18 protein-coding genes are annotated in these 19170 nt (G+C 44.0%); 1 reads left to right on the forward strand and 17 read right to left on the reverse strand.

The genetic code is table 11. The features are described from left to right. Positions 1-70: 70 nt before the first annotated feature. From LOZ80_RS20975 to LOZ80_RS21030, 12 genes are all read right to left on the reverse strand, one after another. The gene (locus tag LOZ80_RS20975) at positions 71-1711 is read right to left on the reverse strand and encodes a response regulator transcription factor (RefSeq protein WP_238166536.1); all 1641 of its coding nucleotides are present in this window, start codon (positions 1709-1711) and stop codon (positions 71-73) included. A 41-nt stretch (positions 1712-1752) separates the two neighbouring features. Further along, on the reverse strand, positions 1753-2004 hold the full coding sequence (locus LOZ80_RS20980) for a hypothetical protein (protein WP_238166537.1): 252 nt from the start codon (positions 2002-2004) through the stop codon (positions 1753-1755). A gap of 79 nt (positions 2005-2083) precedes the next feature. Further along, positions 2084-3898: a sensor histidine kinase gene (locus LOZ80_RS20985; protein ID WP_238173062.1), complete on the reverse strand. Its 1815-nt coding sequence runs from the start codon at positions 3896-3898 to the stop codon at positions 2084-2086. A 268-nt stretch (positions 3899-4166) separates the two neighbouring features. Then, entirely contained in the window at positions 4167-6188 is a 2022-nt protein-coding gene (locus LOZ80_RS20990) for a beta-galactosidase (RefSeq protein ID WP_238166538.1), read from the reverse strand. Between the two features lie 34 nt (positions 6189-6222). Beyond that, positions 6223-7104 carry a carbohydrate ABC transporter permease gene (locus tag LOZ80_RS20995; RefSeq protein WP_238166539.1) on the reverse strand — a complete coding sequence of 294 codons (882 nt, stop codon included), beginning with the start codon at positions 7102-7104 and terminating at the stop codon, positions 6223-6225. Then, the gene (locus LOZ80_RS21000; protein ID WP_238173063.1) at positions 7101-7976 is read right to left on the reverse strand and encodes a carbohydrate ABC transporter permease; all 876 of its coding nucleotides are present in this window, start codon (positions 7974-7976) and stop codon (positions 7101-7103) included. The genes LOZ80_RS20995 and LOZ80_RS21000 overlap by 4 nt, the downstream gene beginning before the upstream one ends. A gap of 218 nt (positions 7977-8194) precedes the next feature. Beyond that, the gene (locus LOZ80_RS21005; protein WP_238166540.1) at positions 8195-8866 is read right to left on the reverse strand and encodes an HAD family hydrolase; all 672 of its coding nucleotides are present in this window, start codon (positions 8864-8866) and stop codon (positions 8195-8197) included. Positions 8867-8890: 24 nt separating this feature from the next. Further along, entirely contained in the window at positions 8891-9487 is a 597-nt protein-coding gene (locus LOZ80_RS21010; RefSeq protein ID WP_238166541.1) for a DUF1349 domain-containing protein, read from the reverse strand. Further along, a complete protein-coding gene (locus LOZ80_RS21015) occupies positions 9484-10740 on the reverse strand; it encodes an MFS transporter (protein WP_238166542.1) in 1257 nt (418 codons plus the stop codon). The genes LOZ80_RS21010 and LOZ80_RS21015 overlap by 4 nt, the downstream gene beginning before the upstream one ends. 9 nt (positions 10741-10749) lie before the next feature. Further along, positions 10750-11781 (reverse strand): zinc-dependent alcohol dehydrogenase, encoded by a 1032-nt coding sequence (locus tag LOZ80_RS21020; protein ID WP_238173064.1) that lies wholly within the window; start codon positions 11779-11781, stop codon positions 10750-10752. Further along, a complete protein-coding gene (locus LOZ80_RS21025) occupies positions 11781-13055 on the reverse strand; it encodes an aminotransferase class III-fold pyridoxal phosphate-dependent enzyme (protein ID WP_238166543.1) in 1275 nt (424 codons plus the stop codon). Before LOZ80_RS21025 ends, LOZ80_RS21020 begins: the two co-directional genes overlap by 1 nt. A 15-nt stretch (positions 13056-13070) precedes the next feature. Beyond that, a complete protein-coding gene (locus tag LOZ80_RS21030) occupies positions 13071-14225 on the reverse strand; it encodes a glycosyltransferase family 2 protein (RefSeq protein WP_238166544.1) in 1155 nt (384 codons plus the stop codon). A 463-nt stretch (positions 14226-14688) separates the two neighbouring features. On the opposite strand from LOZ80_RS21030, the gene LOZ80_RS21035 reads away from it, so the two are divergent. Further along, complete coding sequence (locus LOZ80_RS21035; RefSeq protein WP_079409984.1) at positions 14689-15231, forward strand: RICIN domain-containing protein; 543 nt, start codon at positions 14689-14691, stop codon at positions 15229-15231. A 169-nt stretch (positions 15232-15400) separates the two neighbouring features. Here LOZ80_RS21035 and LOZ80_RS21040 read toward each other — a convergent pair whose 3' ends face one another. From LOZ80_RS21040 to LOZ80_RS21060, 5 genes are all read right to left on the reverse strand, one after another. Continuing rightward, entirely contained in the window at positions 15401-15622 is a 222-nt protein-coding gene (locus tag LOZ80_RS21040; protein ID WP_238166545.1) for a DUF3955 domain-containing protein, read from the reverse strand. Between the two features lie 254 nt (positions 15623-15876). After that, positions 15877-16686 (reverse strand): sugar phosphate isomerase/epimerase family protein, encoded by an 810-nt coding sequence (locus tag LOZ80_RS21045; RefSeq protein ID WP_238166546.1) that lies wholly within the window; start codon positions 16684-16686, stop codon positions 15877-15879. Between the two features lie 20 nt (positions 16687-16706). Beyond that, entirely contained in the window at positions 16707-17603 is an 897-nt protein-coding gene (locus LOZ80_RS21050; RefSeq protein WP_238166547.1) for a phytanoyl-CoA dioxygenase family protein, read from the reverse strand. Positions 17604-17737: 134 nt separating this feature from the next. Continuing rightward, the gene (locus tag LOZ80_RS21055; protein ID WP_238166548.1) at positions 17738-18769 is read right to left on the reverse strand and encodes a peptidylprolyl isomerase; all 1032 of its coding nucleotides are present in this window, start codon (positions 18767-18769) and stop codon (positions 17738-17740) included. Between the two features lie 73 nt (positions 18770-18842). Then, positions 18843-19112: a hypothetical protein gene (locus LOZ80_RS21060; RefSeq protein WP_238166549.1), complete on the reverse strand. Its 270-nt coding sequence runs from the start codon at positions 19110-19112 to the stop codon at positions 18843-18845. Between the last annotated feature and the right edge of the window lie 58 nt (positions 19113-19170).

Below are 19170 nucleotides of genomic sequence, written 5' to 3' on the forward strand. Positions count from 1 at the left end.
CCTTATCTTACATAAATTCGGAATACGCTTTCATTGATATATTTAGTGATTAGTTTGATAAATTTTGTGCTCACTCTTTTTTCCTTGCATAGTTGTCCCGGTATTTCTGTGGGCTCATTCCCCGATATTTTTTAAACACACGGCTGAAATGTTCTGGATTCTCATACCCCACTTTCACAGCAATCTCATACATTTTCATGTCCGTTTCGATCAGTCTGGTTGCCTCATTGATCCGCAGTTTTGTCACATATTCAATAAAATGCTCGCCCGTTTCTTTGACGAACTGTTTACTGAGATGGCTCTCTGTCACTTGTGCCCACTCGCTAACTTGACCAAGCGTAATTGAATTGCAATAATTTTTCTCTACGTAACGTTTGACTCTCTCCACCAACCGCTGCGGATTTTCTTCACGTATTTTGTCAGGATGCAGCAAATCTGCTAGGCGAAATACAAGCTTCTCAATCCACTCATGTAAATCTTCACGGAAAGTGAATTGTTCAACAATCTCATAAGGTCTTCGCCGCGTTTCTATCACATGCGTCCAATTCATCCCTTTTGCATGCAGTAATGCGCCTATATTCCATATCAATTCTTCATAAATAGGAAGCGTGCTTTCCAACGTTACATGGGGCATATCGCTCAATTGACTTAACCCCGTGTACAATTGCTGCTGCCACTTACGGTCTCCTTTCTCCATGAGAAACATCATCACCGAGTAATCATATGGCGTAGGCAGCTGTCTATCGTTCACGCTTACCGTTTCAGAATAATACACGCGCCCGGGCCCTTCCGAGAATCGCAGATTGGCCAGGCTGCTCGCCTGATTATATCTAAGATGCCAGCTTTTCCAATCTGTGCATGACTCTGCTACTCCGATTGACAGCGAAACATTAATAAAGTTTTTGACCGTATTGCGCAAAGAATCGAGGAGTTCAATCACGCGCCCCCGCAAATTCAAGAAGCTTGTCGATGACTCATAACATAGCAGAATGGCATATTCATCCTCATTGATTTGCAGTAATTCATAGGGGTGCTTGACGATCTCCATCCCTTGTTTAATAATCCTGCCTACATGCTCATCATTGTCCGAACCGCCTTGCAGCGGTATATCCGTTATCAGATTTTGTTTATCCGGCATCACGGATACAAGAACATGCTGAAAGTTCGCAAATTGGAGTATCCATTTGGAAAAAGAGTCGTCCTGCGCCAAATTGGGACTATAGAGATAATCTTTATCGCATAACAATCCGCGGAGCCATGTTTCTCGCTGCTTGAGATCGGCGTCTCTATTGGTTTTACTCATTCTTGCGGAAGAAATCGTTTTTTCTTTTAACTGAATAAGCGCTTTCTCAATGACCGGAACGATATGTTCCGGATCAAGATCAGCTTTCATAATATAATCCACAGCCCCTAGCAGAAACGCTTTCCGCACGAAATCAAAGTCTGAATAGGCGCTCAACACAATACTCACTGGCGAGTTAGCTAAATTGGCTTCCTGCATCTTAGACAGGAGCGTAAGGGCATCCATAATCGGCATGCTCATATCGACAATCATTAAATCAACGTCCTGCTGCACCGAAATTCGTTCCCATGCTTCATGACCATCTGCAGCCTCAGCTACCACCTCGCAGTCCAGATCACTCCACGGAATAATCGCACTCATGGCTAGTCTCACCAGCGGCTCGTCATCGACGATCATTACTCTAAACATTTTTTTCATCCCCAATCTGAATAAAAGCCGATATGACCGTTTTACTCCTGAACAATAACCTGATCATACCTTTGCTCGATGACACCTGGCACTTCGTATAGCAAGTAAGAACGACCGCTAACTTCTCCGCGAAACGAACTGGGAAAAGACATGTATTCCTTCTTTGAGAGGATTGGCAGAATGGCAATATCGACAGCCATCCCAAATCTATCCTTCAACTCCAAAGCGGTAAGAAAGCTTTTTTCGACGAGAATAATCCGATCATATTTGGTATCGTATAAGCAAAACTTCATAGGATATGACACGCCCCCCTTTATCCATTTCTCTACTCTTCTGGATAAATTAACGTTATCACTGCCGGTAATCAGCGGGCTAAGCAGATTTTCCGTCAGTCAAGCTAATCGAAGATTGATCCGGATTATTGGGCAAGAGCGGCAATACGACAATGACCTCTGTTCCAACACCCAGTTTACTGTTAATCTCGAGCCCATAGGGTTCTCCGTAATTTAAGCGGATCCGATCATTGACATTGGCAATACCAATACCGCATAGCGATTCCACTTTTTTCTCTTGCAGCAAAGCTTCCATCGTTTTCTGCTCCATCCCCTTGCCATTGTCAGTGATTGTAATTACGAGTTGACCGCTATGTTTTCTGCCTGTAATTTTGACGATCCCCATCGCTTCTTTGCCATAAAATCCGTGAATGATCGCATTTTCCAAAATAGGCTGCAGAAGCAGCTTGAGAATGTAAGTATCCGTCACACTTTCATCTAAGTCGTACTCAACCTTAAAGCGGTCGCCATAACGAACTTTCATAATGTGAATATATTTCTCCAGGCTCTGCATCTCATCAAACAATTGAATGTAAGAGCCGCCGCGATGGAAGGTAGAAGATAATAATTTAATCAGTGAATCCGTCATTTCAACCAGATTCGTGGCTTTGGACAGCATCGCCATTATTTTGATGGCATTGAGGGTATTCACCAAAAAGTGCGGATTAATTTGCGATTGAAGCGCATCTATCTCTGCGCGGTTTTTGAGCTTTTCCTGTTCTTGCCTTTCAACGATGAGCTCCTGGATGCGCACTGTCATATTTTGAAATGTTTTTCCTAACGAATATATTTCCAATGGCCCTGAGAGGTCCAAATTAACTTGAAAAGAACCGCTTTTCATTCTATTCATTTGATAGATTAATGATTTGATTGGGCCTACGATACTACGGACTAGAAAAAAGGATACAATCAAGAAGATGACCAAGCCAGCCGCAGATACATTCATGATAAATTTATAAATTTGTTTGACTTCGGAAGTCATCTGATCATATGGAGTAATATAAATAATTTTCCATTCCGTTCGCTCCATAGTCAGAAAGGTAACAAACATTTGCTCTTCATCAGCCATTGTTTTGAAGTAACCGCTTTTCTTATCTTGGGCTTGTTCGATCGCTTGCTTTTCGATGTTTTGATTTTTATCTTTGCTCGTATCCAACATGATATTTCCGTTCCCATCAAGGATAATAAAGCTGCCGTTTTGGTTGGACGTGGATTCAGCCAGGTTCTCGAACACCTTGGCTTGTATCACAAAATAGATCATTTCAACATCGCTAAATGACCTTTCAAACGTAGGAGCGATGGCTGCCGATAAAATATATTTATCATTCGACTCAATTAATACATTCTCTTCGGAACCGAATAACTGTACTCGCCCTTGGTTTTGCAGCGTTTTGTGATAAAGCATCGTCGCCTTCAAATAATTTTCGTTGATCCGCGTATCGATGTTATGAAAATGCGTACCCTCAAAAAAGTAGGCGCCCCCGTCGCGATAGACGAACATCGCCGAAACAACATCTGGCATATCGTGCAAGTAACTTTTCAATTGGTTTTCTAATTGGAAGGAATAGTTGAATTGATCTTTGGTTTCTGTGCTGCGATGAAAGGAAGTGGCAAGGGAAATAACATTATTATCCGAGGCAATTGCGGCAACCGTCCTGATATATCTACTTTTTTCCTGATCAATGGTATACGATACTTGTTCTAATGTCTGCATCGTACGCGAGGTAATATTCGTTAGCAAAATATCGGTATACTTTCGTAATGACAATAACGCAACCAACACAATAGGCATCACAATAACGAAAAAGAACATCACGTAAAGGATCGATGTGATTGGCCATCTCTTTTTAAACATATTCACTGCTGGGTCCCCCCCGGTTATCAAGTAACAACTAGGCATGTTATTACATATTCCCACATCTGACGGGATAACTGGGACACCCAGTGTGTCAAAGTTGTTACGCTTTCATGAACAATCTGCCCCTAATTTCAGCAGGATACGACATTAACTACCGTCATCATAAGTTTAAATACTTACTGCGTCAACACCCTAATACTTCCAATTACCTCCTAAATATAGGAAGGAAAATCAAGGGAAGACAAGACTGCCTTCCCTTAGGAAATCAAATGATCACTTCTTCCAAAATAGCTACCCCGTGCGGCTCTAACACCAGCGCACGCTCGTAGACTCGGTGAGATAATAAGTCCTTATAATTTCCTTCATTTAATAGAATCACCGATTCGTAAGCATTGTGATTCAAGACAAACGTATACGTTCGGCCTTCTTTCTGTCTGCTCTTCATCTCAACTCCATAAGGTGCTTGATGAGCCGGCTGCAAATTCAACCGCTCGCACAGCGTTTGGCTGAACTCCGCCAAAAACTTAGGATCCGGGTCTGTTGCTACATAAAAGGCTTCTCCCAGCCCGAATTTATTGAGAGTGACTGCCGGCATGCCTGCGTAGAAATCAAGTCCATAATAGGCAAGAGCCTCTGCTCCTTCAAGGTGAAGCAAGTCACATAAGAGTCCGCATTCGTATTCTCCTCGAAGCTTTCCGAACGATGACGACATGAGAATGGTATTGGTCATTTCTGGCTGAAGCGCATCGATCTCCTCCACCCAAATCCCCAGCAGATCACGCAATTCACCCGGATATCCGCCGAGTGTGACAAGATCGTTCTCATTCACAATCCCACTGAAGAATGATGTGACGAACGTTCCTCCCATGATCACAAATGACCTCAGTCGTTCGCTCACGCCAGGTTTCATCATATACATGACTGGGGCAATCACTAACTCATACTTGGAAAAGTCACTAAGCGGACTAATGACATCTATACTGACGTTTAAATCATAGAATGCCTTGTAGTATTTCTGCGCTTGCTTGAGATAATCAAGATCAACGTTCGGACCGCTGGTCATTTCTACCGCATTCCATGTATCAATATCAAACAGCAGCGCTACTTTGGACTCTGTTACAGAATCCAGCAGCGTATCTCCCAATGCGAGCAGCTCTTGTCCCAATTGTGTACACTCTTTAAATACCCTTGTATGCTCATGACCCGCATGAGCAATCAAAGCGCCGTGATACTTTTCGCATGCGCCGACAGAACGGCGCAATTGGAAAAACATCACCGTATCCGCTCCACGCGCTATCGCCTGATAACTCCAAAGGCGCATAACCCCAGGCCTTTTGAGACTATTGTAGGGCTGCCAGTTTTGCTGGCTTGGCGTCTGCTCCATCAGCATGAAAGGCTGTCCATCCTTCAGCCCTCTCATGTAATCATGTCTCATCGCTACGTTGCTCATCGGCTCATTCATTTGAGGATAACTGTCCCAGGAGACAACATCCATACGATCTGCCCATTTCTTTAAATCCAGACCGTTAAAGAGTCCCCATATATTCGATGTAATCTTGATATCCGGCGTGATCGCTTTAATCGTGTCATATTCGCCTTGATAGCATGCTAAGATCGCATCGGACATAAATCTCTTATAATCCAGTGCGATACCTTGGAAGCATTTATTATTGCCGTTCAGATTCGTAGGCAGGACGATTTCATCCCATTCATAGACCGTATGAGACCAGAAACTCATATTCCACACACGATTTACGACTTCTAAGGAACCGTATTTATTTTGCAGCCAAGTCCGGAAAGCTGAGGCGCAAGTGTCGCAATAGCAATGCGGACCATATTCGTTGCCGATGTGCCAAACAAGCAAAGAAGGGTGATTCCCGTACCGTTCTGCCAATTTGCTCGCCAAGCGCTGAGAGAACTTCCGGTAAACGCTGCTGTTTGGGCAGAAATTAACGCGAGAACCATGCGTTCGCTTTCTCCCGTCAATATCGACGGGAAGCACTTCAGGGTACAGCCGCGACATCCAGGCAGGCTGTGCTGCAGTTGACGTAGCTAGGCACAGAAATATGCCTTCCTTGGAAACGGTGTCTATGATTTTATCCAGCCACTCGAAATCGTAAACATCCTCCGAAGGCTGCAGCTTCGCCCAACTGAACACAGGCAGCGTCACGATATTAATGCCCGCCAGCTTAAACAATCTCATATCTTCCTGCCACACTTCTTCTGGCCATTGGTCAGGATTATAATCGCCGCCATAATAAATGTATGGCAGTTTGTCATTAATCATTGCATATACCCCCAATTTGTATAATCGAACAGATCTACTCTTTCATCGCGCCATCCATAAGTCCGGCAAAAATAAACTTACGCAAAACCAAGTAAATCACAAGGGTTGGAATCATGACCAAAATAATTGCGGCTGACAGCTCATTCCAGTAGGTTCCCCGTTCGCCTACAAACGTCATTAATGCGGTTGATAACGTGCTTAGCTTCTTAGATGGCATATACAGATAGGGAATGTACATGTCATTCATAATATCAACGGCTTTAATAATCGCCAGCGTTGCTGTTGCCGGAAGCAAGAGCGGGAAAAGAATGGAGCGGAAAATCCGGAAATAGGAGGCGCCATCCAGAAGTGCGCTTTCATCCAATTGCTTGGATATTTTCTCAATGAATTGCAAGTAAATGAAAATTTGCATCAAATCCGTACCCGCGTAAATAATAAGCGGAGCAAAAATCGTGTTATATAATCCTAGTGACTTAATAGTCTGAAAACGGGCTACTTCTGTTGTATAGGCAGGTACGATAGATGCAACAATAAATAACAGAAAGATCGTTTTCTTGAAGCGGAAATTAAATCGATTCAACACGAATGCCGTCATTGCTCCGAGGATGGCATTAATGACCACACTTGATACCGTAACGCTAAGGGAGTTAATCAATCCGACCAGCATGTTCGCTTTCTCGAATGCAACAGCGAAATTGTGAAACGACCAGCTCTTCGGAAACGAAAACGGCGATGTTGCAGCGAGCTCCGGCGATGTTTTGAAAGCAGCGAAAACAACGACAAGCAGCGGCACGAAAATAATTAATGTAATGAGGGCAAGAACGACATAATAAAGCGTTTTACCGAGGAGGGAAAACATTTTAGCCTTTTCCAATTTGTTTGGCTTGATGGCAATCTCTGTTTGGGACATGCTCATGATGATTTTTCTCCCTTCTCACGGATCAATAAGTTTTGAATGAAACTGAATACAATGATCATAACCATCAAAATAATCGCCATTGCCGACGCTAACCCATAACTATTGAACTTAAATGCTGTATTGATGGTAAAAATGGTGAACGTACTGCTGGAAGTTCCCGGACCGCCTTGTGTAACCAGGAAAGGAATATCGAATACTTGAAGTGCTCCCCGAATATTCAGGAACAAAATAATTTCAATGACACGTCGAATACCAGGCAAAACAATAAAACGAATCTGCTGTATTTTATTTGCTCCATCAATGGTAGCGGCTTCATACAGATCGTTCGGAATAGATTGGACACCCGCGAGAAATAAGATGATATGAAAACCAGCAAACCGCCATAGCGAGATAGCAACAAGTGAATAGTTGACAATTTTCACATCACTCAACCAGTTATGAATCCATCCTTCGAGACCGACAGCTGTTAACAGCTCGTTGATCGGACCATTCACCGGGTTGTACAAATAGCTGAAAATGTAAGCGACAGCGACGCCATTAATAATGTAGGGCAATAAAATGATAGAGCGAAAAAATTCACTGGCTCTCATTTTGGCATTTAGCATAACCGCTAATAAAATCTCAAACGGAATCAACAGCGCATGGATGATAAAATAAAGCCAGTTGTTCGAAAGCGATTGCCAAACCTGCGACATTTTGAGCGCTTTCAAATAATTTTCAAATCCTACAAAATGAAATCCCCTGCTGATCCCATTCCAGTCAGTCATACTGTATTCAAACAGCTTCACTGTTGGGTAAATCAGAAATAACAGCAATAATCCAACCGGCAACGCCAGAAAAGAAATTACAAGCACTCTCTTTTGCATCATGTTACTCACGTGCTACCCCTCATTCCTTGATCCTATGATGATGTAATGACTAAGTTTTTCCCTTAGATCATCCTTTGTAAGCCTAATTCTAGAGAGATTGGACACGCTTTCACATGATAATTTTTGTGCTTTCAATTGATAAATTTTGTTGGCAAAATAAAAGAAACCCGGACGAATCTTTATATGGATTCGTCAAGGTAGGGAGATTTCATCCTCTTTTACGCCGGATCGGACAGCCCGCTTTGGAACATGAACTGATCGAGATCGAATTCCAACAGGGAATTCAGTCTTCTCTCATACTGCGGGAATTCCAGTTCTTTGGTGACCTCATTGGGTACAATGATGCACCGGATGCCTGCCGCATTGGCAGCCTTCAAGCCATTGGGTGAATCTTCGAAAGCAATCGTTTCAAATGCGCTTACGCCTAATTTGCGCATCGCCAGTCTATACAACTCAGGATCCGGCTTCACTCTCTGCACATCGTCTGATGTAACCACCTCATCGAAGAGCGACATCAGCCCAAACGCTTTCAAATAACGGCCCACCCAATCGTGTGCCGAGCTCGAAGCAACGGCAAGTTTGATACCGCGCTCATTCGCTTTATGCAATATCTTCAAAACTCCTGGTCGCAGCTGGGCATTCTCCATTCGCTGCTCATATCTCATTTCCAAATGTGACTGTATCTGTACAAGATCAATCGGCTCATTTGCATGCTCTTTCAAATAGGCGTAGGGATTAAAGGCTTCTAAAGAAGAACCGACATGGCGCGCCCATAGCTCCATCGGCAACTCCAAGCCATACAGGGCGTACACCTCTTTGAAGACCTGATACCACGGCGTTTCTGTATCTAGCAGCAAGCCATCAAAATCAAATATAGCGGCTTTCAACATTTCATCCCCCCGTTCAGACTTCACTTAAAATCGGCTTTCGTTATGCGCTTCTTGGAACGCCAAATAGTCGAATTCCACCAAGCAGCCTGCCCCTTGCGGCGACTGCGCCACAACTCCCGCCAGGCATGCCTTGGAGTTCTGCATGCCAAAGTATCGAATGAGCGTCCAATTGACGCCATCGTGTGAATACGAAAAAGTTACGCATTCGTTTTGTTTGATAATGCGCAGGAAAGGATTCTCCACAGCTACACGCTCCGAATTGCAATCATCGGATACGCCATCCCTCGTAACGACAGACACGATAATCGCATGTTGTCCATTGAACTCAAAGCACAATTTGGCCCAGTTTCGTTCGTCCACCATGACCATTAAACAACCGGAATCATAGATATGCCGCATATCGACACGAAGCCTTGTTGTCAATTCAAAAGAATCTCCAGCTGGCCAGTACAAGAACGGTGCTGAGTCGGCAAAGTGCCTGCCCGCCGGATCTTGAAAAAAATCTGATTTAGGCGGCGCTTCAATCGCAAGTCCGCCATCTTCGGTATACATATAACGCTCTGGAAGATTAAACCATTCAAGTTGCTTTCTTGTTTCTTCTGCAAATAAATTTGAAATCATTGCTCTTCTCCCATCGTTAGTGATTGTTGGGCCCGCTTGCCTGTTCCTTTACCTATAGGGTAAGCCAAGGCGAATAAACTAGCATAGCCGATAAAAATAATAATAAACAGCAAGGAAGGCTTGAAGTTATAAACGAGCCCGGAAATATACCCCCATGGAATCGCTGCAATCGACATGACGACTTGGATAGATGAATACAAATCCGCTTTGTCATACTGCCCAAGCTTGTTCATCAGAAGGGAATCCCTGAAAGTTAAGAGCAAAAAAGTGCCTGCCGCGAGAACGGTTGTCACAATAATGAGCATGAGCACGCTGCCTGCAGGAATAAATAAAAACAGCAACGATCCTGATGCACAAAAAGCTAACGACAGCTTCACATACGAGGCTTCATTTCGTTCTTTCACTCGAGGCATGGCTGTACTGTAGACAAGTATCGTCGTTACAGCTGTAATGAAAGGAATCCACGAGATCATCCTGTCACCAAAGCCAAGCTGCTCTTTCAAATAAATAACCTGAAAAAAGTTCAACTGCAAGATGATATTTGAAATAATCGTGATTAAAATAATCGGCAGCATCTGGCGATTGCGCAGCGATTGACCGAATAAACGAAAACTTTGCATAACCCCACGGATAATATGGGTATCGCTATGCGCCTGAATCATCACTTCTCCTGCCTCAGTCTCTTTGGTCAAGTAATTCCGTACCACGAACAGCACAGTCATACTGATACCACCAATGAAATAAACGACACTTATCGTCGGCATAATGCCATATTTGTGAATAACCCCTCCTGCGAGAGGGGCCAACACGCCTGCCGAAATAATAATCATATTCATAATGGCAAAGACAAGAGAACGCTGCTTCTCATCCACATCCTCTATAATCAATAGATTGAACGCGACGGTGACGAATTTGGAACTCGCATTCAGTAAATAGGCAATGAGAAACAGCCAGAAATTGTTTGAAAATGCCCAAATAAACATCGGGATACTCCAAGATATGAGGTCGAACAGAAGGGTCGTCCGTTTCCTGCCCCATTTATTCGTCACAGCTCCCGCAAACATCTGAAACATGAAGGAGAAGTACAAATTTACTGAGTTCAGAATACCGATTTGAATGTCGCTTAAGCCTGCCCCCTTCATATATAAGGGGGCATAAAACAAAACAATCGTGCCAGGAATCGCCCACAACGGCTCCAGCCAGATGGAATACCGGGGATTGTCGGGGAGCTGGCGAAACTTTGCAAAGTTCATACGTTCACCCTAACATACTAAGATAGTTTTCACTGAGCTCATCGGACGCTGTTCGCCTGTACGCATATGGTAGCCCATCGTTTCGTTGAATGCCTGTTCATATTGCTCCAACGCCACCCTTGACGTGATCATCCGTTCCAGTTCAGGCATGCTTTGGGCGAACTGAAGTGCCATGCCAACGATTTGATGAACGGCCACCTGCCCGATGATGTTCACACCGTTATTGATGAAGTCCGTAGGACGAATGGTGACCTCATACTGCTCGTTATAGCCCATCGGGATGATCCGTCCGCCTTTACCAATGTAATCAAGCGCCATATGCAACTGATTGCCTACTGCATCAACGACGATATCAAACTTGCGACCATGGTTCACAGCCAAGACCGATTGGGTGGTCATCTCCGCAGGATGGAACACATGATCGGCAATCTCGCTTGCAAAACTGCGGCGGTAATCGTCTGGCTCTGTCCCAACCGTCAGACGACCTAGACGCTTACTGACCAATTGGCACAAGGACCCAATCGCTCCAGAGCCCAGAACAAGCACCGAATCACTGGGCTTAATATTTGCTTTGAGGAACGTATTGAGCACACAACCGAGCGGTTCAATCAGCATAGCCGTTTCCCAACTCATCGTATCCGGTATCTTGTACATGTATTTCTCTTCTCCGACATAATATTCCGCGAAAGTGCCGTGAATCGTCATCCCTACTTGATGCTCTTCAAAATTTTCACAGTAGCAAAATTGGCTCATGCGGCAAAAGTGGCAGACACCGCATGCTTGTGTCGGATCAATAATAACGCGGTCGCCTACGCTAACGCTCCTGACCCGCTCGCCTACCTCAACCACCGTGCCTACCCCTTCATGCCCGATAACCGTTCCCGCATTCGCAAATATTTTTCCTTTGATGACGTTTAAGTCCGTACCACAAATACCTGATCCATAAATCTTCACTTTCACCTGTGTCGCTGATTGAATTACGGGCTGATCCATCTCCATCAGTTCTACAGTTTTGGGAGCTGTATATACCAGTGCCTTCATCATTCATTCCTCCTTTTATCATTCGCAAAAGCTTCATTGGCTTCGCGCCATAATCGCAAGGCAGACTCAATCGATATCTGGACACAATCGAGATCATCCTTGGTATGAGAATCAGAGAATACGAAATAACCTTTGCTGAAAATCCCATCTGCCGCCAGATGTTTAACTAAAAACTCACGAAACGGATCTTGATAGAAATGAGGCTTGCTTGGCTGACGTATACAAAAACTTGCGTAAGTTCCTTGCAGCTCGAGATCATGCAATTCGAGCGACACCATGAGTTCTTTCAACTGCTTCATCATGGAAGCTGTGTTATCTCGCCAGCTCGGCCAGACTGGCGCCTGTTCCATCAACCCCTCGCAAGCGATAAGCGCTGCGAAAGCAATCGCTTCACTGGCATGGGCAGAGCTGAACTTGATGTCTGCCAGCAAGGTTATCCAAGGATCACCGCCCATAATGACAGCTAGTGGCAGTCCATTCGCCATTCCTTTGGACAGACAGAGAATGTCAGGCCAAACATCGAACTCACCTGCCGTTGCCTGCTTGCCCATTCTTATGCCCGACGTAACTTCATCAAAAATGACGGTTACCTTCCGCTGATTGCAATCAGCTACAACCATTCTCAGTTCTTCCTTCTCCCACTCATTCGGACACAGTACAATACAAGCCACATTGTCAGCTTCCGAAGCCAACAAATCCATGATGGCTTCGGAACCGCCATTCACCCAGTTTGTCGTTTCACCGATAGAAGATGGTATGCCCAGCGCTGCGGCCTCTTGCCCGTAATATCCGAAAGAAGACCAATCGTGCCAACCATGATAGGCCGTTGCAATAACCTTCGACTTGCCGCTATAGGCTCTAGCCGCACGGACTGCTGCACTAACGACGTCTGCTCCACCCTTGGCAAACTTCAATGACTTGTAACGCCCGCCAAATCGCTTCAATATCAGCTTAGCCGCTTCCAGCTCCAAGTCTGACGCTGTCGAGAAACTCGTTCCTTTGGCCAACTGCCTGATAATGGCCTCATTCACTTCATCTCGGGCATGCCCCCAGGACACCGTCCCCATGGCCATCTCGCAATCTAACCAAACATGACCATCCAAATCCGTAAATCTCGAACCCTTTGCTTCCGCACAACATAGTGCCGTATAACCTGGAAACAACCGATCAGGACTTTTGGCAAGCGTGCTGCAGCCGCCGGGAATAATAGCACCAGCTTGCTCTAGCCATTCCAAGCTCCTAGTAAAATTTATTTGCTCTATGGTTTCTCTCATCCTTACACCCCCTGACTATCGAACCTTCGTCCCTGGCCAGCAGCTCTCGTAAATTTGGTTGATCATAACGACATTTCCATATAGATCAATGATCAAATCCTCAGATGAGGCATTGCGCCGTATCTCAATCCAATATCGGTTGTCGAGTAACCGAGTGAAATTGTCAACCAGAAACAGCAATCTTGATGAAGAATGAATTAGCTCTTTGCCCAGCACTTGCGGGAGCCAGATCGATCCATTGGACTGAAAGCGGCTCGAGTAATCGTGCACATCCGTTAATGACACCAACCCTGACTTCCGCAGTTGATCCCAGAATGTCTCTGCATCGCCGCGCACCTCAGCCAAGTCAATTCCAGTGAAGGCCAATCCGTGTTTTAAATTGTTGGTAGATAGCCGACTTTTCAAATTTGAAAGTGTAAAATCCCAAATATCGCTATATATATCATTTCCCCACTTTTTCCAAAACCTCGCCAAGTTGTTTTTACGATTGAAGCTTCGATGAATACCGCTGCTTCTTTCCCAATGATAAGCACGAATCTCCGGATTAATAACGGTTGAATAACCGGCGACCTTCGCCCTCATCTGATAGTCAAAGTCCTCATAACCGTTGAAAAACTTCTCGTCCAGATAACCGACTTTCTCGAATACTTCCCGCTTCATCGCGAACATCGCAAATATAACCATTTGCACATTAAATATCTCCTGCGGAATGTCTTCCAGCGTCGCATTCAGAAACAAATGCCGTCCAATCGTATCTGCAAACGTAATGCCACAGTGCTGAATGCCTCCCGTCTGCGGGTACAGCAGCACACCACCGGCCATCCCAATCGTCGGGCTGCTGTTCAGTGTTGCCTCCATCTTCTCCTGCCAATTCGGATTAAGAATAATATCGGAATCAAGCAAATGAATATAGTCACCTTCGACCATGGACAAAGCTTCGTTAATCGAAACCGCACAACCTCTTGGATATTCATGGCGAATAATTTCGATCTTCACCCCAGCAGGCGCTTCCCGCTGAAGCCGCTCCAGCAGCTCTTGAACCTTTTGCCCGGAACCATCGTTGATAAATATGACTTGGGACGAAGGAGCAATGCTCTTCACAAGGGATTCCGTAAATAAAGTTAGAATGTTAAAATCCTGATTGACTGGAACAACAATGGAATGCTTCATAATCATCTTCCTCCAAATTCTTGATACATAATTTCAATCCTAAGTTTGAAAATTGACCGCAAGAAAATAAACAGGCGACTAGAAACAGACTGGCAACAAATCGTGAGGCTTTTTGGTGCAGGAACCATGTAATCATCTTGAAAATTCTTTATTTGGAATTAATTTCAATTTCATCTTACACTAGAAAGATTACTCTTTTCATTGATATTTTTGGGGTATTCCTTAGCTGAATGACAAAAATGTTCATGGCTTTGGGGGAAGGAGGTAAGTAAACTTAACATGTAAATGCATTTCCAAAAATTACTAACTTTTACACCATAGGAGGTGACATCACCATCGATAACCCGAAATAGGCAAAAAGCGCGATAGTACCATGAACTGTTTTCTGGCACATTAAATCTATTTTTTGAACAAGTTAGGTCGGCAATTTAGTAAAATAAAATGACTGGAGTGAACTTATCTTATGAAACGGTTACTCATGAAGAAATGGTTGATAGCGATTCTTGCACTTGTATTTATTGGATCCGCAGCGCCTGCTGCATTTACTCAGACGACGCATGCTAATCCGTTACCTCAGCACATTTCAAATATAAATAGCGGTAAAATATTAGGAGTCAGTGGATGGGATAAACAAGCGGACGGTGCGAATATTATACAATGGTCCTTTACCTGGGGTTCCGAGGCCAATGATCAATTGTGGTATTTGGAAAGTTTAGGAAATGGATACTATCACATCAGAAACGCGAATAGCGCAGACTTATTGGATGTCAGCGGAGCGTCTACATCAAATGGAGCCAATGTGATTCAATGGCCGGATAATGGCGGGCTGAACCAAGAGTGGAAAATTGTCCCAACCGGTGTCGATAGAGGTCATTCGTCGTACATTATTAACCGAGGCAGCGGCAAGTACTTGGATATGTCGGGATGGTCGACATCCGACGGCGGGCAGGCTATCCAGTGGGATTATACTGGCGACGCCAATCAGCGCTGGATTATTGCTCATTAATAACGCAACGGGGCTGTCCAGAAAGTCAGTGAAACTGACTGCTGGACGCCCCGTTTTTGTTGAATGCTAAAGTACAAAAAAACCGTCTTTTTTGCGTATCTGGAAGAACTACTCGCACTTATTAACGTACTTAGCCCTCCCTCTGAGCGTATGTTCCTTATCATAGTTGTTATTTAATTAGGTTTGCTTTTCTTTGGAACACCGAACTGATAGCCACAAACAATAATGCGACAATACCACCAGTAACAAAAAGATATCTTAATGGAATTAAGAAGAAAGGTTCGATCAAGATACCATCCGGGTTTACCTCTGAACCGATCATGAAGTAACTAATCATACAAATGACCCCTATTAATATGGGTGAAGACGCTAATAGATATTTCTTTTTCATCGTTATGCTCTCCTTTGTTCTGAAGTGCGTCTACGTACAAGACACCTTCGATCTTTGATAAATAAATATCCGCAAATAAATCTTGCATCGTAGTTTTATAATAATTCCAGGAACATTACAAGTCAATATATATTTATTGCAAAACAATAAATATATATTGAATATAAGCATAACTTATTGAACCAAAAGCGCTCCATACGAGCAACAGCCCGATACGGAGCGCTTTTAACCCACTTCAATTCATTGCTAAACCATCAATTTGAAAACCATTCTTCTTGCCTCTTGCTCATATGTGTTGCCATCCACAGACAAACATCCCACAGATCAGCGACAGGCTGGTTTGTAAACGGCAGCGTATGCATATAGCCCGGCGGGCCGAATTCCGGTGTAAAGGTGATTTCGGCCCGGCCTTTAGCCCTATGCTGCTCGGCGATTTGCCGCCACCAGCCCTCATGGGTTTGAAGCTCTTGAGCGTATTCCGGAGCGGCGGGGTCTGGCACCTGAGGCCCTTGCGCATAACCGATGCGGCCATGGATATGAATGACCCGTTCCATGACAACGGCAAGATTCGCAGCTTGATCCTCAAGGAGTGATTCGCACACGCAGCACCAATGACTGAAATCAGCCGTCAAGCGCAGATCGGGCAGTTCCTTCAACAGCTCAGCCGTCCCCCAAGGGGTAAACATGGCGCGTCCCCGGTGAGTCTCGTGTCCAATCGGAAGGCCGATCCGCTGTTCAATGGCTAATGCTTTTGTAAAGAAATCGATTTGCTCGCTCCAAGGCATCGAGTCCTTCGCACTGTGCGAGTTGATCAGGATCGGATTGAACAGGGCCGCTTGCTCTACACTTTGCTCAAAAGAACCCGCATGGTTATCTGCATTTGTGAATACCATCGCAATGTAATCCAATTGATACTCGATCAGCAATTCCCTAAATCTATTGGCATATTCTGGCGCCGGCAATGGAGACTCTATGCCTTTATAACCGGCTTTGTGTATCCGCTCGAACTGTTCCTCCAAAGATCCATCCATTCCCCATAAAGCTTTAATCATTTTCATTTGCATGTTCGCATTCCTCCGATTTGTTAGACGCCCCATTCTTTACGTGCTTGATCAACTGTTTTGGGCGGTGTCTTGCCCCAGGCGTAATGCCCCTTTGGCTTGCTGCCCATCCATCTTTCGTCCGTGGGCTCCGCCGCAAGCTGATAACGCGTATCCGCACTAAGTCGGTAACGATTAGTCGTATTGTTTAATGAAGCGTGCATCATATACATGCCGAATATAATCGCATCTCCGGCCTCGAAGGTTGTAGTCGCCCATTGGCCGCCGAATGTATCGGCGATTTCGACCGGATCTTCGGAAAACCAGCCGGTTGCCACGTTATCACGGTCTACGTCCATCTCTCCATAGGTTTGCTTAATTTTGTCAAAATGCTGCGAACCGAGACATAAAGCTAGCGTTCCCAATTCAAGCGAAGTGTCCCCAAATGGCGTCCACATCGTATATACGTTTTTGGTCCCCCTCCCCATGTAAACGATATCATAATGTGCTCCTGTATTTCCACCATGGCCGACAGCCCGTGGCCATTTATAATCATAGGTCAGGGCAGGCCCCCCTAACAAACGCTCGAAGAAATCCATGACGGAGGAGCTGTTTACTACGTTAAGAAACTGTGGAAACGAATCCTTCAGTTCGTCAGCGCTCTTCCCCCACATGGCGCCCTTATTTTCTCCGCCGATTATACCTTCCTCCAGCGGGGCAGCAGGGTCAAGCCGTCCCATCTCCTGCATGCTTTGCAGAAATTCCGTTCTCGCGGAAAGCACTTGATTTCTATCGTGTAAACCGCGGATTAGTAAATAGCCGTCTTCCGCAAGCCGTTCCCTTAACGCTTCCGTATCCTTCATAATATCGTTGGAGCTCCTTAGTTCAGTCAGGTAAGGCCCTCCCATTTCCAAAGATCGTTGTCCAATTTGCACATTCATGTTTCATGTCCCCTTCCGTTATCAGTAGTTGGTGCATACTTAAAGCATAATGGAAGAGAACCTGAAAGTCGTTAGCCAAAAACAAACAGAATTTACTCAAAAACGGTATCGACTTCAAAAGATTTAATAACACCTCACTGCTTTATGCTCAATTGATTATAAACTTTATCAACAACTTTCACTTTCGCCTCCTTGATTGTTTGTTGAACCAGAACTTCATATTTCTCATCTATGATTCGACTCTTAACTTGCTCCTTCACTTTGTCATACGTTTGAAAACCTCTTTCTTTATTTTCTATACATTTGATTATCGTCAACGTATTATTTTCATCTATGATAGTACTTATCTCACCTACAGTTAATTTTTTAGCTTCCGTCAGCAATTGCGGATTGAGATCATAGTCCGTTTTGGCTGTTGTCTCATTAAAGTTTTGCGTTTCAATCTGAATGTCTGGATTGGTCAGTTTTAATTTTTCAAAGCTATCTTCATGAGATAAACGGCTTTGCAAATCTTTCATCAATTGTTCGGCATGTTCACTCTTCTTCACACTTATTTTTTCTACTTGAATAGCATAAGCATCTCTATAATACTCTTCTTTTGAATGCTCATAGGCAGCTTTTAACTCGTTTTCAGTTAAATTAAACGTTTCCTTCGCAAGAATTTTTTTGAGTTCGATCACATCATTAGTAAATTCATGAGAAAAGTATTGATAATCGCTGTATTCGACTGGACCGTATATGACCTGTTTATTCTCGACAGCGGTCTTTCTCCTATTATTTTCTTTTCCCAGCTCGTTCAAAAAAGTGTCATAAGTTATATCGCTGATCACGCCATATTGTTTCATCAAAATTTGTTCTGATTTTATTCTTATCCATTCCTTCAATGCCAACTGCCGCGCATAGTCGATTGGTTTTTCATTGCCATAAGCCGTTGACCAGAAATCTTTAAAATCTTTCACATCATACTTATTTACAAAATAGTTATAGGTCTTTGCCACATAGTTATTGTTCAGAATGAGCATAAATTCGGGGATTTGAATGGGCTCTCCGTTTACGGTCGCCACGGTTTGATCGTCCTCAACCTGATTGCTGAATACAATTGCAGCGAAATATAGCGACATTACGACGATAACAATTAAACCTAGGGCAATTATTTTCTTTTTCAAAGTTAACACCCCGCAGAATTTAAAGGGGCTGCCTCTAGGACTTGCGACTTTCGAGACAGCCTCTTATTAATGTTTAGTATTGCCTTACAAATTTAATGGCATCATTTCCATTCGTTGAATCAACATAGTAAGTACCCACAGGCACGTCGGCTGCAAAACTAACCGCTGCAAAAGAAAAATATACGCAAGTAAACAACAAACATTGGAATACTAGCTTTTTAATCATACCCATATTAAATATCGACTCCTCTACTGTTTTTTGCGGAACAACGAAACTCTTATCCTCAACTCCTTTCTTAATTCTCCAATAAACTTTATTTCCAAAATTTGTAATCGCTTTCATGATTATGCATGTCAAAGGAAATGAAGAATGGCTCGTACACACCAATCATAGTTGGAAG

Source organism: Paenibacillus sp. HWE-109, assembly GCF_022163125.1.
In the GTDB taxonomy this organism is placed as follows: Bacteria; Bacillota; Bacilli; order Paenibacillales; family NBRC-103111; genus Paenibacillus_E.